The sequence below is a fragment of the Pseudomonas onubensis genome (assembly GCF_965653655.1).
Lineage (GTDB): Bacteria > Pseudomonadota > Gammaproteobacteria > Pseudomonadales > Pseudomonadaceae > Aquipseudomonas.
This window is the reverse complement of the sequence record NZ_CBFHAZ010000061.1, coordinates 1-14,159: the sequence shown is the minus strand read 5'-3', so window position 1 is coordinate 14,159 and position 14,159 is coordinate 1. Positions and strand designations below refer to the sequence as shown.

Sequence of the window (14,159 nt, the reverse complement as noted above, 5' to 3'; positions counted from 1 at the left end):
TATGAGCCATGCAGACTTCATCATCATCGGCGGCGGCATTGCCGGTGCATCCACCGGGTTCTGGTTGTCGCAGCATGGCAAAGTATTGGTGCTGGAGCGCGAAAGCCACCCGGCCTATCACTCCACCGGGCGCTCGGCGGCGCTCTACACCGCGGCTTATGGCACGCCGCAAGTGCGCGCCTTGACCCTGGCCAGCCGTGCATTTTTTGATAACCCGCCGGCAGGCTTCTGTGAGCACCCGTTGCTGACGCCACGCGGGGAGATCACCGTGGATTTCAGCGGCGACCCGGCGGAACTCGAGCGCCAATACCAGAGCGCCAAGGCCACGGTGGCGCAGGTGGAACGGCTGAGTGTCGATGAGGCCTGTGCACGGCTGCCGATTTTGCGCCGTGAAAAAGTCCACGGCGCCATCTTCGACCCGACCGCCAGTGACATCGACACCGATGCCCTGCACCAGGGCTATTTGCGCGGCATCCGCCGCCATCACGGCGAAGTGCGTACCGACAGCCATGTACTGGGCCTGAGCCGTGACGCCGACGGCCTGTGGCAGGTGCTCACCCAGGACGCGACCTACACCGCGCCGATCATCATCAATGCCGCCGGAGCCTGGGCCGATCATATCGGCGCGCTCGCCGGTGCGGCGTCCATCGGCCTGCAACCCAAGCGGCGTTCGGCGTTTATCTTCGCCGGGCCAGAGGGCGTCGACACGCATGCGTGGCCAATGCTGGTGGCGCTCGACGAAGCCTTCTACATGAAGCCCGATGCGGGCATGTTCCTCGGCTCGCCGGCCAACGCCGACCCGGTCGAACCCCAGGATGTACAGCCCGAAGAGCTGGACATTGCCATGGGCATCTACCAGATCGAAGAAGCCACCACCTTGACCATCCGCCGCCCGACCCGCACCTGGGCCGGGCTGCGCAGTTTTGTGCCTGATGGTGATTTGCTCGCGGGCTTCGACCCGCAGGTGCCGGGGCTGTTCTGGGTCGCGGCGCAAGGCGGTTACGGCATCCAGACCTCACCGGCCATGGGCCAGGCCAGCGCGGCGCTGGTGCGTGGCGCACCGTTGCCGGAGCCACTGACGCGGTTTGGCCTGGACGCTGGTATGCTCTCGCCCGTCCGCCTGGAGCCGCATTGATGAGCATTGCCGAACAAGAAAACGTTGTGCAGAACTTCCGGGCGATCGCCGATGCGATTGCCACGCTGTTCTTTCCCCACGCCGAAGTGGTGCTGCATGACTTGCGCACGCAAAAGGTCGATTACATCGCCAACAACCTGTCCAAACGCGCCATCGGTGACGAATCGTCCCTGGAGGACATGCTCAGCGATGACATCAGCGAAGTGAATATCGGCCCGTACGAAAAGCTCAACTGGGATGGCCAGAAAATCCGCAGCCTGAGCACGGTGTTGCACGACCACAAAGGCCGTCGGCTGGCGGTGTTGTGCATCAACCTGAATATCTCGCTGTTCGAAAACGCCAAGGCGGCGCTGGACCTGTTCCTGTCACCAAGCAAGCTGATCCCGCAGCCCGACTCACTGTTTCGGGATGACTGGCAGGAGCGCATCAACACCTTCTTGCATGCCTGGATGCGTGAGCGTCAGTTGAGCCTGAACCTGCTGACCCGCGACCATAAGCGTGAACTGGTGCTGGCGCTGCATGCCGAGGGCGCGTTCAAGGGCAAGAGTGCGTCGAACTATGTGGCGAATGTGCTGGGGATGGGGCGGGCGACGGTGTACAAGCACCTCAAGGAATTGAAGGGCTGAGCGAGCCTGATCGTTCCCACGCTCTGCGTGGAAACGCATCCTGTGACGCTCCGCGTCACGACCTCCAAGCGTGGGACGCGGAGCGTCCTGGGCTGCATTCCCACGCAGAGCGTGGGAACGATCATTCAACGATCAGGGGTGCTCAGTCGCCGTAGATATCGGACTTGAAGTACCGCTGTGAAATCTTCTGATACTCGCCATTCCCACGAATCCCGTCGATGGCCGTGTTCAACTGGCTGACCAGCTCGGTATTGCCCTTGCGCACCGCGATCCCGGCACCCTCGCCCACGTATTTGGGGTCCTTGAGTTCCGGTCCGACAAACGCGTAGCCCTTGCCGCGTGGCATCGACAGGAAGTCACTCAACGGGATGGTGTCGGCAAAAATCGCATCCAGGCGCCCCGAGGCCAGATCCATGTAAATCTCTTCGTTATTGCTGTAGCGCTTGACATTGATGCCCTTGGGCTCGAACACCTCGGTGGCATAGCGGTCGGTGGTGGTGGCGCGTTGCACGCCAATGGTCTTGCGCTTGAGGCTGGCGTACTGGTCATCCACCACCGCGCCGTCCTTCATCACCAGGCGCGAAGAAGTGAAGTAATACTTGTGGGTGAAATCCACCGACTTCTTGCGGTCTTCGTTGATGGTCATGGACGACAAGGCCATGTCGATTTTCTTCACTTTCAGTGAAGGAATCAGGCCGTCGAACTCACCTTCCACCCACACGCACTTGACCTTCATCTGCGCGCACAAGGCGTTACCGATGTCGTAATCGAAGCCGACTATCTTGCCATCCTGGGTCTTGGAGGCGAACGGTGGGTAGGCCGCCTCAATGCCGATACGCAAGGTTTTCTCGGCGGCCAGCACATGGCTTGAGGCAAACAGGCCCAGGGCCAGTGCGGCGATCAGCGCGGGTTTCTTCATGGTCGTTCTCTCGCAAGTTGTTGTTGGTTTGGCAAGCGTGAAGAAAGAAAGGCAGAGGCTTTTTTTGTACTTATAATTCCATATTGGACTTTTAGGTATTGATCGTCAATCCATGCCGCCTTTCTACACGCTGGGGTACAAATTAATGCCCGTCTCCATCGTTTCTCCACAAAACCTCCCATGAAAGCGCACGCTGGTTGCGCACACTTGCGTTCACCGTTGCGTAGATTTGCCAGGAGAACACGATGACTGCCCTGGAGGTCAGCACCCTCACCCAGAAGCTATGATCACTACTGGCAAGCGTGGCCATGGACCGGCAGCCACGATAAGGCAGATAAGCACGAGCGCAGGGATGCACAGGCTCGCCGCGTATTCACCGAGCAGACCATGACTGATTTTCCCGTTGCATCGATACCCCGCCCGGACTGCGTCAGAGAACCCCAGGCTCTGGTGCTGATAGCCGAGGATGAGCCGCAAATCGCCGACATTCTGGTGGCTTACCTCAAACGCAGTGGCTTTCGCACCGCCCACGCGCGTGACGGCCAACAGGCGCTGGACATGCACCTGGCGCTCAAGCCGGAGTTGATGTTGCTGGATGTGCTGATGCCCCACGTGGATGGCTGGCAGGTCCTTGCGCAAGTGCGCCAGCGCGGCCATACGCCGGTGATCATGCTGACCGCGCAAGACCAGGACATGGACAAGCTGATGGGCCTGCGCATCGGCGCCGACGACTATATCGTCAAGCCGTTCAACCCGGCCGAAGTGGTGGCGCGTACCCAGGCGGTACTGCGCCGCTCCATCGCTTATCGCGGCCACGCCTGCCCCACGGTGCTGCGAGTGGACGCGTTTGAAATTGACCTGGAAAGCTACGAAGCCACAGTGACGCTGGCCGGCCGCCGAGTGCCGCTGGCCTTGACCGTCACCGAGTTCCGCTTGCTGGCGCAACTGGCCAAGGCGCCGAAACGGGTGTTCAGCCGCGCCGAGCTGTTGGCCCAGTGTTCACCGGAAAGCGACAGCCTGGAGCGCACGGTCGACAGCCATATCAGCAAACTGCGGCGCAAGCTCGAAGACCTCGGCGTGCAGGGTGTGCCCACCAGTATCCGTGGCGTCGGCTACCGGTTCGGGTGCGTGGTGTGAAAGGGCTCAAAGGCCTGAGCCGGCAGATCATCTTGTCGATGTGCGCCGTGGTGCTGTGCGTGATCGCCCTGGCGGTGATCGGCTCGTATATTTTTTACGCATTGCTATGGACCTACTGGCCGCTCACCGACGCCGAAGTGGATGCCTGGCTGCCGGCCAAGGCTGAATGGGTGTGGATGGGCCTGACCACGTGCGTGAGCCTGGCGGTGGGCTCGATTGTGGCGCTGAAACTGTCGCGACGCATCCTGATGCCACTCAATTCCGTGGCCGAAAACCTGCGCAAACTGGCCGACGGCGACCTGGACGTACAGGCGGTTGCCGGTGACCAGTCGATCGGCGAAGCGGCGATCCTGGTCAATGACTTCAACAGCATGGCCAAACGCTTGCAGCGCATGGCGCAGGAGCAAGCGTTCTGGAATGCAGCCATTGCGCATGAACTGCGCACGCCCCTGACTATTCTGCGCGGGCGCCTGCAAGGGTTGGCCGAGGGTGTATTCGAACCCGACACCGCGCAGTTCTACAGCCTGCTGGGCCAGGTCGAAGGTTTGACGCGCTTGATCGAGGATATGCGCGTGGTGGGCCTGGCCGACAGTGGCTACCTGGAACTCAACCTGCAAGAAGCAGACCTGGCGACAGGCATTGAAGACGATGTGCGCCTGTTCGAACCGAGCCTGGTGGCCGCAGGTTTTGTGCTGCAATTGGACCTGCAACGCCGCACCCTGCGCTGCGACCCGGCGCGCATCCGCCAGGCGTTGCTGGCCCTGCTGGATAACATTCGGCGGCACGCGACACCGGGCAATGTCATCGTCCATCTGAGCACCCGCGACGGTTTCAACTACCTGCGCGTGCGCGATGACGGCCCCGGCATCGACGAAGGTTTTGCCGCGCGCCTGTTTGATGCCTTCCAACGCGGTGAAAACTCTCGCTCACGCGCCCAAGGCGGCAGTGGCCTGGGCTTGGCCGTGGTGCGTGCCATCGCCCTCGCCCATGGCGGCGCCGTGACCTGCCGCCGCATGGAAAACGGCGGCACGCTGTTTGAACTCAGTTGGCACGTTTGATTGAGCGAGGCACGGCGATGCGTATGTTTTTTTGGCTGTTCAAGCGCCCGCCCCGTTACCGGCACTTTGCTTTATTGGACGCAAGGCAGGTGTGCATCGCCTTTAAAAGCTGCCGCACAAAACCTGTCGGCGAGCATTGGGTAGAAGTTGAACGGGTCAACCTGTCCTGGCTGGGAACCACACTCCCAGGCTGCGCCCGTACCGTTGAGCGAGTGTAACCATGAGCAATGACGTGTCCCGACTCGAAGCTTCGTTAAGGCTGCACACGGCCCGTTTGAAAAGGTTGCAGCGCTTCTGGGTGCCCCTGCAACGACGAGCCCCCAAGTGGGTGCTGGCGTTGTGGATTATGGGCGTGTTCGTATCGCTGACAACCCAATGTTACGAGCACTGGCTGGTAACCGCGCCGATGATTTGCGCATTGATCGTGGCGGAAATCATCGTCGATGAGCGGCAAATGACGCTGTTATTGCGCGTTGACCAGGTGCGCGACTTACTCAGGGAGGCGCGCAACCGCTACCTGTGCTGACTAGAGCAGGCTACTTTGCTGCAAGAACATCTTCGCCACGCTCTCGATAGATTCCCGACCTACGTCGACCCGGGCGTTGAGCCCGGCTATGGTTTCGTCATCCAGCCTGGACGACAGTGCGTTGAGTAACTCCCCCAGCCGAGGGTGTTGCTTGAAGACCTCGGTACGAATCACCGGGGTCAACGCGTAGCTGGGGAAAAAACCCTTGTCGTCTTTGAGTACCACAAAATCGTATGCCGGGATCCGCCCGTCAGTCGACATCACCAACGCCACATCCACCTGACCGTCCCGCAGCGCCTGGTAAGTCAGCCCACCGTCCATGCGGATGACGTTTTTGCGTCCGAATTCGAACTTGTACTTCTCTTGTAACGGTCTCAAGCCATCGGAGCGCGAGTAAAACTCGGCATTGCTCGCGAACTGGTAGGTGCCACCCGCGCCGATGTGCTTTGCCAGGTCGCTGAGCGTGGAGATACCGTGCTTTTGCGCCGCGTCATTGCGCATGGCAAATGCGTAGGTCGTGTTGGCTTTTGACCGGTTTAACCAGGTGATGCCCTTCCACGCATCAAGGGCACTGACCCGGTCGTAGGTCTCGTCGGCATTCAGGGTGTCGGTGACCTTGTTGTAAAGCACCAGGGAAGTGCCGGTATATTCCCAATACACGTCGACCTGACCGTTTTCCAGCGCCGCGCGCAATATGGATGAGCCCAGGTCCGGGCGCTTATCCACGCTGTACCCGTTAGCGCGCAAAAGTTGCGCAGTCATTTCCGCAACCAGTTGCTGTTCGGTAAACTTTTTGCCGCCCACAACTATCGTGCTGTTGGCAGAAACACTGCCAATACTGCCGAACACAAGGCCCAGCACGCCGATCAGACAGATGAGTATTCGATGAATCATCCTGCACCTCCTTTAGGTCAATGGTCTTCACATTCATTCACGCGCCGCCAACCTCAAGCCCCGCGACACCACGACGTGCTGGAACACGCCGCACCCCAGGTCAACCGCAACGGCTAGAAAAGCCGTCGCCGCCGCACCGGCTAACATCATGGAAAAATCATTGAGGTCGATACCGGTAAAAATAAGCTCACCCAAGCCGCCGCCGCCGACGAGGAACGCCAGCGGCGCGGTACCGACGTTGATGGCGAGTGCCGTGCGTATGCCGGCGAAAATGACGTTCAGCGCATTCGGGATTTCGACTTTCCATAACCGCTGCGCAGGTGTCATGCCCATCGCCTCGGCCGCCTCAAGCAGATGCTCCGGCACCGCACGCAAACCCTCGTAGGTATTGACCACCACCGGCAACAAGGTCGCGACCCATAAGCCAAAGATCGCCGCACCACCGCCAACCCCGATCACACTCATGGCCAGCGCCAGCAAGGCGAGCTTGGGTATCGCCTGCCCCACATTCAACAACTGCATGCACGCCATGGCATAGCGTTGTTTCGAAGGTCGGCTCATCCATACCCCCAAGGGCAGCGCCACGATCAGCGCCAGGACGCCGCTGACGGCGACGATATGCAGATGCTGAGCCGTCAGGTAAGTGATATCGCCCCAGTAAAGCTGCAGCCCCGCCCACATTCCGAGCATCAGGTCGGGCATCGTCAATGCCCTACCGGCGTAGTGTTTTCCACCAGTCTGGCCAGGATATCGGTCTGGTGTATATAGCCGATAAAACGCCCGTCAATGTCGTTGCATAACGCCCAGTTCTGGCCTCGACCCAAGAGCTGTGAGAGCACCTGACTCAGGTCGTCCTGGGGTTTGACCACCAATTGCTCTCGCGAAGTACGCTCGCCATTGCTACCGCCCGGCTGCAATGGCTCAGCAGGCGGGATCTTGCTGGCGACATCCACCGAGCGCAGCAACCGCAGGCGCTTCATGATGCGGTCGCTGCCCATGAAGTTCGCCACGAACTCACTATTGGGCCTGGCCAGAAGATCATCGGAGCAGCCGAACTGCTCGATTTTGCCGTTATGGAACAGGGCGATGCAGTCGGCCATCTTCACCGCTTCGTCGATGTCATGGCTGACAAACAGGACGGTCTTGTTAACCAGGCGCTGTATGCGCATAAACTCGTCCTGGATCACTTCTCGGTTGATCGGATCAATCGCGCCAAATGGCTCGTCCATCAACATAACGGGAGGGTCGGCGGCCAGCGCCCGGGCGACGCCGACACGCTGCTGTTGGCCGCCTGAAAGCTCGCAAGGGTAGCGTTTGAGGAACAGCGACGGATCCAGCGCAACGACTTCCAGCAACTCGGCGGCGCGCCGGCGGCTTTTGGTTTTGTCCCATCCCAGCAGGTTGGGAACCACACAGATGTTGTCCTCTATGGTCATGTTCGGGAACAGACCAACTTGTTGAATTACGTAGCCAATCGATCGCTTGAGGCTGACGCTGTCCATCTCTGAGGTGTCGCGCCCACCAATTTTTATCGTTCCCGAGGTGGGGGTTATCAGCCGGTTGATCATTTTTAACGTCGTGGTCTTGCCGCAGCCAGACGGGCCGAGCAGTACGCAAATCTTGCCCTCCTCTACAGTGAGCGAGACATCTTCGACGGCCGTTATCGAGCCGAACTGCTTGTTCAGGTTGTCGATCTGGATCATGTGGTCGCCTCCTTCATTCTGCCGGCGGCCACCGCGTGCTTGCTCAGGCCTTTTGGCGTCAGCCTGCTCTGCAGGGCGTACAGCGCATAATCGGCTGCAATGGCAATGGCACTGATCACCAGGGCGCCGGTCAACAGCTGCCGGCTGTCCGATTGCGCGATACCGCGAATGATCAGGCTGCCCAGGCCGCCGGCGCCGATGTAGGCCGCAATCGCCGCAATACCGATATTGATGACAGTCGCCATCCTCACGCCTGCCATGATCAGCGGCACCGCAATCGGTAGTTCGACCTTGCACAACCGCTGCCAGGGGGCCATGCCCATCCCGATCGCCGCCTCGCGCAAGGCGGGATCGATGTTGGCGATGGCGGTGGTGGTATTGCGGATAATCGGCAATTGCGAATATAGAAACAGCGCAATAACGGCGGGCACCACGCCGATGCCATAGCCAATCAGCGACAGCACCGGGATCATCAGGCCGAACAGTGCGGCGGATGGAATGGTCATCAGCACCGCAGCAACGGCCAGTACCCCACGCCGCGTCCTGGGATGCTCGCTGATCAAGATGCCGATAGGTACGCCGGTCAGGATCGCCAGCCCCACCGCGACTGCGACGATAAAAAGGTGCTGCCCCAGCAGTTGGCTGATCAGGCTGCTGTTTTCCAGAATGAAACTCAACGTTTCCATGGTCCACCCTTCTTACGCCCTAATTGTTTTTATTGGCAGTGCATCTGGAAGCGGGCACCGGACTTGTCATGAACCTTACCGCGCCCCTGAAGGCTATTTGAGCTTTGGGCTCGACGGTTTCTATCAAAAAACCGACTTCACCTCAGGAATGTGCATCATCAAATTTCCGCCGCTCTTCCCCCGGCGTGCATCCCCACGCACGCCTGTAAGCAGCGCCCAGGTGTGACGCGGAAACGAACCCGCAACTATGGGCAATGCAGGCAATCGCTTGGGTGCTTTCACGTAATAGTCGCCGCGCCTGGTTGAGCCGCAGTTCCAGGTAGAATTTTTTCGGTGTGATCCCGAAGTGCTGGTGCCACAAGCGCTCCAGCTGACGATGCGACAGGTTGCATCTGTCGGCAATTTCTTCGATGCCGATCAGGTTCTCCAGGTTGTCTTCCATGGCGGCAATGGCGGCCGTTAGTCGCCGGTCATGGATGCCGAACCGCCATTGGATCGACATTCGCTGATGTTCTTGCGGCGCTCTTATCCGGGCATGCAGGAATTGTTCGGCAATGTTCGCGGCCAGTTGGTTGCCGTGATCCTGCGCAATCTGCGCCAGCATCAGATCGATCGCCGCCGTCCCACCGGCACAGGTCCAGCGGTTGTCATGGTTGACGTACAGCTCTTTGGTGACTTCGAGGGTAGGAAACTCTTCGCAGAACTGGCCGATGGTTTCCCAGTGCAACGTGCACCTTTTGCCGTCGAGCAGCCCAGCGCGGGCCAGAATGAATGTGCCAGTGCTGAGTGCCCCCACGGTGACGCCACGGGCGGCCGCACGCTGCAAAAACCGCAGCATTTTCGGCGGCTTTTGACGTTCGATATCCAGGCTGGCCAAGACAAACACCCGGTCGACCGCGGGCGCTTGATCAATCGCGACGGTGTGTATTTCGATACCGCTGCTGGAGCAGACTGACCCGCCGGTTTCCGTAAGAAGCGTCCACTCATAGAGTGTCTTTCCGCTGAGCCGATTCGCCACGCGTAGAGGTTCGCTGGCACTCGCCAGTGCCATCATGGAAAACTGAGGAAGAATAAGCAGGCCGATTCGCTTGGTGATGTAACCCGTTGCAGGCGACGCTGCTGTACTGAGGTTTACCATTGCCGGATCCTTATCAAGGGTGAGCCCAACGTCAGGCCGATGGTCTGGTGTTGAGCACACCCTGCAGGACCTGGCGTTGTATTCAGCCAGATTGAATCCCAGGGAGCCTGCAATCATTGCAAGCTCTGATTACAAGGCTCGCGTGCGGATGGCCTCGTCGAAGCTCTGGATCATCGATTTGAACAGCGGGTTGTCGGCCTGATTCTGCTGGCCGTGTTGCAGGTGCGGGATAATCACCGCACTCGGCCCCGCATCCCCCGGATAGTGCCGATGCAGGCGCACGGACTCTGAAGGCATGTGCAGGGTATTTTCCGCACCGTGCACAATCAGCGCCGGCGGGAAGCCTTTTGCGCCAACAATGGACCGTTCCGGGTCATACGCCATATAGGCTTTATAGGACTTTGCCGTCACGTGAGTGCAGCCGGGCCAACGGTCCACGCCACCCGCTTGAGTGTAGTCACTCAGTTGCTGGTCAACATAGGCCTGGGTCTGAGGGTCAAGCGGGTAATAACCCAGGCGGGTCGATTCAGTACCGGTATCGAACGGCGGAACAGGCGCATCATCCGGCAATTGCCGAATCGCGGCGTCGGTTGCCTCCGGGTCGGTACGCAGCGTCTGCAGGGTACGCAAGCTGCTGTAGTTTATCGGCACCCAGAACCGCACCTGCTCTCCACTCGCAATGGCAAGCTCAGCCACCGCACCGAGGCTCGCGACCGCCCCCATCGCCCAGGAGACCACTATCGGCATTTGACCAAAGGTGTCACGCGCCCATGCAACCGCGCCGAGGACTTCGTCCTTCTGGTCTTCAAGCATGACCTGGGTGACTTCGCCATCGGCTGACAGCAGGGTATTACGCACATACTTATTGGTGAAAAAACCTGCCACGTCGTAGGTCATGACGCGATAGCCCCGAGCTGCCAGGGCGTGGCCGAACAGCTGACCGTACATGCTGACGCCGCCGGTGAAACCCGAGTTGAAGACTATCGGGGGCAACTGACGCGTTGCAGCATCAAGGTGCTCGGGTTCAAACAGTGTTCCTTTGAGGCTCAGGGTCGCGTCGCCGTACTTCACAGCAAAGCTGATCGCTTTAGTCATGATGGTTGTCATCGCTGGATCTCTCTAGGTATGAATGTGCGCGCAGGTCAACGCAGCCATTGGCCGCTCGCGCCACGAAGCAGTTGGCTGGCAGGAATGGCGGTGGCTTCGCAAGCATGCCGTGCAACGGCCTCGACAAAAGCAGACGTGCCAGGTAGATCAAACAGTTCGGCATAGGCCACGCTGTTGCTGCCAACACCCACATGAGGCGCATCACTGGCTTCAAGCAACAGGTTGCCGGCGCCCACCGCGCGAATGATCCGGGTCACGAACCGAGCGGTCTCCTCAGGGTTGACCGAGGTGCGATACCCCGGGCCTTTGAACCCCACGTTGCCGCGCCTTGCCGCTTCAGCGAGCAGCGCCCTGTAGGCCGGTTCTGTAGCGCCCCGTTCGTGATGACAACTGCCGAGATGGTCGATAAGCACAGGCACATGGTCAGGGACCTGGCGTAATACACACAGGTTGGTCTGCGCCTCTTTGGCGTAGATATGCAGGTGCTGGTGCGGGAGTAGCCGTGCGTAAAACGCCAGCCATTGCTCGTCGCAAAAGCTGCCATCTGCAACAGTTTCAGGCCTGGCGTGGTGCAAAACGATACGAGCACCGATGACCTGCGGGTGCCCGAGGCGCTCCTGGGTGGCGTAGGCAGGCTGAGCCAGGATCGTGCCTACCAGCTGGATACCGCCATAACGCTGAGGGTTTGCTACCTGCAACGTTCGCAGTTGATCAAACGAAGCAAACACGTTTTGCGAATCCGGCAGGATGCTCAGGTGCACGTTGTTAATGATTGACGGGGTGATACCGGCATCAATCAGTTTATCCAGGTAGACCTTGATCGGGTGCGGTTCAGGCAGGCCATAGGGCAGCAGGCCAGCCACCCGCTGAATATCTTGCGACGTGTAGAAGTGGGCGTGGCTGTCTACTCGTCTGGTAAAGGGTTCAGTGCGCGGCAGCATGATGAATGTTTCCGTTTTTTGTACGCAAACATTAATCGCCAATCGGGCGTTTACGCTCTCGGCAACTCGACGGGTAGTATCAAAATTTCGCCGTGTATCAAGCTGATTCAAACAGGGGCCCTCAAGGCCCCTGCCCTTTGCATTACAACGCTTGCTTGCAACCCATACGGCCCGGCAGCTGCCCTTGCCTGGCCTTCAACGCAGCCTGCACCGCTTGCGGCAAACCACTCCAGAACGTCAGCCCCGAGCGCTCTTCGATTTGACTCACGGGCACCTGGTAATCGCAGAAACTGGCGCCCTTGGGCGTTTCCTGGTTCATGACGAAGGAGGCATACATCCCGCCTTCAGGCGAGCTGCCGACGAAGATGATTTTCCAATAGCCACTGGGAATGGTGTGTACCTTGTTCGTGCCCGGTAGTGTGCCGACAAAATGCTCATACAGCGGCCCGGTGGCGACATACACCGCGTCGACTCCCGCCTGCTTGCTCAGGTTGCGCTCCTGGTCTTCCAGGTGCGCCCACGGCCCCTGGTTGAGGTCGGACTTCTGTGGGGTGATGTTCGACAGGTAATTAAGGCTTTGCCAATCCGCCACGCCCGCCATCGAGGCCAGGTTGGCCTGATGGCCGCGGTCGACTTTGAGCGCGACATTGGCGCCGTTGTAATCCACCGGGTCGAGGGTTTCGCCGGCCGGGATGTCCGGGTCGGTCTGCCAGTCGCGCGCGCGCCCGCTGGCGGAGGTGGTCCCGGTGATTTTGTACGACACCCAGTTGGCAAACTTGGTCGAGCCGTTGTTGTTCAGGGTGTACGCCTGGCGGTTCAGCGTCAGTGGGCTGCCGCCGCTGGGGCAGCCGACCGAGCAGTTGTCGAACTGCCAGGCCTGTTGGGGCTGAGCTTGGGGGGTGATGGCCGATTCGCGGGTTCTGTCCGGTGTGGTACAGGCGGCAACCAGCGGGATCAACAGAAACGCTAAGTGTTTGGACTTTATACTTCCTTGCATGGTGTAGCTCCTTGGATGAATCAATGACAAAAGGTCTGTCGGCGGCTGCGATCCATCGCAAGCCGACATAAACATTAAACCACTTAAACATTTCAAATTGTGTACAGGTTTCAGGGGACGTAAAAAACCCCGTCACTCCGCCGCAAGCCCGCCGTCAACCAGGTAAATCGCCGCCGAAAACGTCACGATCGAGAGCAACGTGCTGAGCAAAATGGAGGTCGTGGCTTCACGCTGATACACACCGGCCTGGTTGGCGAACATCGCCGGGATCGTCGCCGAAGGCAGTGCACTGAGCAGGATCATTTGCTGTGCGTATACGCCGTGGCGGCCCAGCAGGATCATGGCGGCAAACATCAGCGCCGGCTGAATGAACAGTTTGAGCCCCAGGTTGGTCCACACTTCAGCGGACATTTTCAACCGGTCTGCCGACATGATCAGCCCCAGGCAGAACAGCGACACGCCGGGCGTCGCCTTGCCCAGCAAGTTGAAGGAGTCGGCGGCAACCGCCGGCAACTTGACCTCCAGCAGCGAGAGCAGCATGCCCAAGGCCGGTGCCCACACCAACGGGCGCCGTACCGCCGCCCACAGGCTTGAGACGAACGCCTGGCCACCGCTGCCTTTGCCGTCCGCGAGGGTCAGCAACATGATCGCCAGCGGGATCATGATCAAGGTTGCGACCAGGTTCAACACCAGCACCGCATACAGGCTGCCTGCGCCATACATGGCCGCAAGGATCGGAATGCCCATGAAGGCGGCGTCCGGAAAGCCGTTGACCAGGCCCTTGAGCGTGGCGGCCTTGAGGTCGCGCAGGCGCCACCAGCCAATGCCCAGCGCCAGCCCGAACATGCCGACGATGCCGATGACCGTGGCCAGGATAAAGTTGAAATCCAGCAACTGCGCACGCGGCGTACTGGCCATGCCCACAAACAGCAGTGACGGCATGATCCAGCCCAGCACCAGACGGCTGATCAGCAGGCTGTCGGCGTGGTCCAACTTGCCGCGTTTGCCGGCGATAAACCCCAGGGCAATCACCACGGCAACGGGCAACAGCGGCCCGGTAATCCTGTCTAGCACGCGCTCGTTCCTCGTGGTTATTGTGGCTGATCTCGAGGGCGGATCCTGGCCAGGCGAACGTGCGGCGCAAGCTACGTGACGAGCGGTTGTTCACCAATTAAATAAGGCATGACATTTATTTCATGTGCAGGGTTTGAATCCATGCGCGGTCAAGTGTGGGAGCGGGCTTGCTCGCGAAGGCGGTGGGTCAGTCAATTCATCTGTCACTGACCCACCGC

The 14,159-nt window shown here is 59.8% G+C and carries 15 protein-coding genes; 5 read left to right on the top strand and 10 right to left on the bottom strand.

The window, feature by feature from the left end; all coding sequences use genetic code 11:
• Position 1 precedes the first annotated feature (1 nt).
• A complete protein-coding gene (locus tag ACTD9P_RS18995; protein ID WP_438868909.1) occupies positions 2-1,135 on the top strand; it encodes an NAD(P)/FAD-dependent oxidoreductase in 1,134 nt (377 codons plus the stop codon).
• Entirely contained in the window at positions 1,135-1,761 is a 627-nt protein-coding gene (locus ACTD9P_RS18990; RefSeq protein WP_438868908.1) for a helix-turn-helix transcriptional regulator, read from the top strand. Before ACTD9P_RS18995 ends, ACTD9P_RS18990 begins: the two co-directional genes overlap by 1 nt.
• 142 nt (positions 1,762-1,903) lie before the next feature.
• On the opposite strand, the gene ACTD9P_RS18985 is transcribed toward ACTD9P_RS18990, so the two are convergent.
• Complete coding sequence (locus tag ACTD9P_RS18985) at positions 1,904-2,680, bottom strand: ABC transporter substrate-binding protein (protein WP_438868907.1); 777 nt, start codon at positions 2,678-2,680, stop codon at positions 1,904-1,906.
• Between the two features lie 387 nt (positions 2,681-3,067).
• Between ACTD9P_RS18985 and ACTD9P_RS18980 the strand changes: the two genes are divergently transcribed.
• The 3 genes from ACTD9P_RS18980 to ACTD9P_RS18970 all read left to right on the top strand — a co-directional run bounded on the left by ACTD9P_RS18980 (position 3,068) and on the right by ACTD9P_RS18970 (position 5,401).
• On the top strand, positions 3,068-3,817 hold the full coding sequence (locus tag ACTD9P_RS18980; RefSeq protein ID WP_438868906.1) for a response regulator: 750 nt from the start codon (positions 3,068-3,070) through the stop codon (positions 3,815-3,817).
• Complete coding sequence (locus ACTD9P_RS18975) at positions 3,814-4,875, top strand: ATP-binding protein (RefSeq protein ID WP_438868905.1); 1,062 nt, start codon at positions 3,814-3,816, stop codon at positions 4,873-4,875. Before ACTD9P_RS18980 ends, ACTD9P_RS18975 begins: the two co-directional genes overlap by 4 nt.
• A 220-nt stretch (positions 4,876-5,095) precedes the next feature.
• Entirely contained in the window at positions 5,096-5,401 is a 306-nt protein-coding gene (locus ACTD9P_RS18970; RefSeq protein ID WP_438868904.1) for a hypothetical protein, read from the top strand.
• Here ACTD9P_RS18970 and ACTD9P_RS18965 read toward each other — a convergent pair whose 3' ends face one another.
• From ACTD9P_RS18965 to ACTD9P_RS18925, 9 genes are all read right to left on the bottom strand, one after another.
• Positions 5,402-6,295 (bottom strand): glycine betaine ABC transporter substrate-binding protein, encoded by an 894-nt coding sequence (locus tag ACTD9P_RS18965; protein WP_438868903.1) that lies wholly within the window; start codon positions 6,293-6,295, stop codon positions 5,402-5,404.
• Positions 6,296-6,328: 33 nt separating this feature from the next.
• On the bottom strand, positions 6,329-6,997 hold the full coding sequence (locus ACTD9P_RS18960; RefSeq protein WP_438868902.1) for an ABC transporter permease: 669 nt from the start codon (positions 6,995-6,997) through the stop codon (positions 6,329-6,331).
• A 2-nt stretch (positions 6,998-6,999) separates the two neighbouring features.
• Complete coding sequence (locus ACTD9P_RS18955; RefSeq protein WP_438868901.1) at positions 7,000-7,998, bottom strand: ABC transporter ATP-binding protein; 999 nt, start codon at positions 7,996-7,998, stop codon at positions 7,000-7,002.
• Positions 7,995-8,684, bottom strand: a complete 690-nt coding sequence (locus ACTD9P_RS18950) for an ABC transporter permease (RefSeq protein WP_438868900.1) — start codon at positions 8,682-8,684, stop codon at positions 7,995-7,997. The genes ACTD9P_RS18955 and ACTD9P_RS18950 overlap by 4 nt, the downstream gene beginning before the upstream one ends.
• A 142-nt stretch (positions 8,685-8,826) precedes the next feature.
• Complete coding sequence (locus ACTD9P_RS18945) at positions 8,827-9,822, bottom strand: GlxA family transcriptional regulator (protein WP_438868899.1); 996 nt, start codon at positions 9,820-9,822, stop codon at positions 8,827-8,829.
• Positions 9,823-9,951: 129 nt separating this feature from the next.
• A complete protein-coding gene (locus ACTD9P_RS18940) occupies positions 9,952-10,917 on the bottom strand; it encodes an alpha/beta hydrolase family protein (protein WP_438868898.1) in 966 nt (321 codons plus the stop codon).
• Positions 10,918-10,964: 47 nt separating this feature from the next.
• Positions 10,965-11,870 (bottom strand): amidohydrolase family protein, encoded by a 906-nt coding sequence (locus ACTD9P_RS18935; RefSeq protein ID WP_438868897.1) that lies wholly within the window; start codon positions 11,868-11,870, stop codon positions 10,965-10,967.
• Between the two features lie 142 nt (positions 11,871-12,012).
• Positions 12,013-12,867, bottom strand: a complete 855-nt coding sequence (locus ACTD9P_RS18930; protein WP_438868896.1) for a DNA/RNA non-specific endonuclease — start codon at positions 12,865-12,867, stop codon at positions 12,013-12,015.
• 132 nt (positions 12,868-12,999) lie between these two features.
• A complete protein-coding gene (locus ACTD9P_RS18925) occupies positions 13,000-13,941 on the bottom strand; it encodes an AEC family transporter (protein WP_438868895.1) in 942 nt (313 codons plus the stop codon).
• Positions 13,942-14,159: the final 218 nt, after the last annotated feature.

Bases quoted from the DNA above. Each gene is read 5' to 3' on its own strand.
- ACTD9P_RS18945 (WP_438868899.1), bottom strand. From the start codon at position 9,822: ATGGTAAACCTCAGTACAGCAGCGTCGCCTGCAACGGGTTACATCACC.
- ACTD9P_RS18965 (WP_438868903.1), bottom strand. From the start codon at position 6,295: ATGATTCATCGAATACTCATCTGTCTGATCGGCGTGCTGGGCCTTGTG.
- ACTD9P_RS18935 (WP_438868897.1), bottom strand. From the start codon at position 11,870: ATGCTGCCGCGCACTGAACCCTTTACCAGACGAGTAGACAGCCACGCC.
- ACTD9P_RS18940 (WP_438868898.1), bottom strand. From the start codon at position 10,917: ATGACTAAAGCGATCAGCTTTGCTGTGAAGTACGGCGACGCGACCCTG.
- ACTD9P_RS18930 (WP_438868896.1), bottom strand. From the start codon at position 12,867: ATGCAAGGAAGTATAAAGTCCAAACACTTAGCGTTTCTGTTGATCCCG.
- ACTD9P_RS18985 (WP_438868907.1), bottom strand. From the start codon at position 2,680: ATGAAGAAACCCGCGCTGATCGCCGCACTGGCCCTGGGCCTGTTTGCC.
- ACTD9P_RS18950 (WP_438868900.1), bottom strand. From the start codon at position 8,684: ATGGAAACGTTGAGTTTCATTCTGGAAAACAGCAGCCTGATCAGCCAA.
- ACTD9P_RS18955 (WP_438868901.1), bottom strand. From the start codon at position 7,998: ATGATCCAGATCGACAACCTGAACAAGCAGTTCGGCTCGATAACGGCC.
- ACTD9P_RS18960 (WP_438868902.1), bottom strand. From the start codon at position 6,997: ATGCCCGACCTGATGCTCGGAATGTGGGCGGGGCTGCAGCTTTACTGG.
- ACTD9P_RS18970 (WP_438868904.1), top strand. From the start codon at position 5,096: ATGAGCAATGACGTGTCCCGACTCGAAGCTTCGTTAAGGCTGCACACG.
- ACTD9P_RS18995 (WP_438868909.1), top strand. From the start codon at position 2: ATGAGCCATGCAGACTTCATCATCATCGGCGGCGGCATTGCCGGTGCA.
- ACTD9P_RS18990 (WP_438868908.1), top strand. From the start codon at position 1,135: ATGAGCATTGCCGAACAAGAAAACGTTGTGCAGAACTTCCGGGCGATC.
- ACTD9P_RS18980 (WP_438868906.1), top strand. From the start codon at position 3,068: ATGACTGATTTTCCCGTTGCATCGATACCCCGCCCGGACTGCGTCAGA.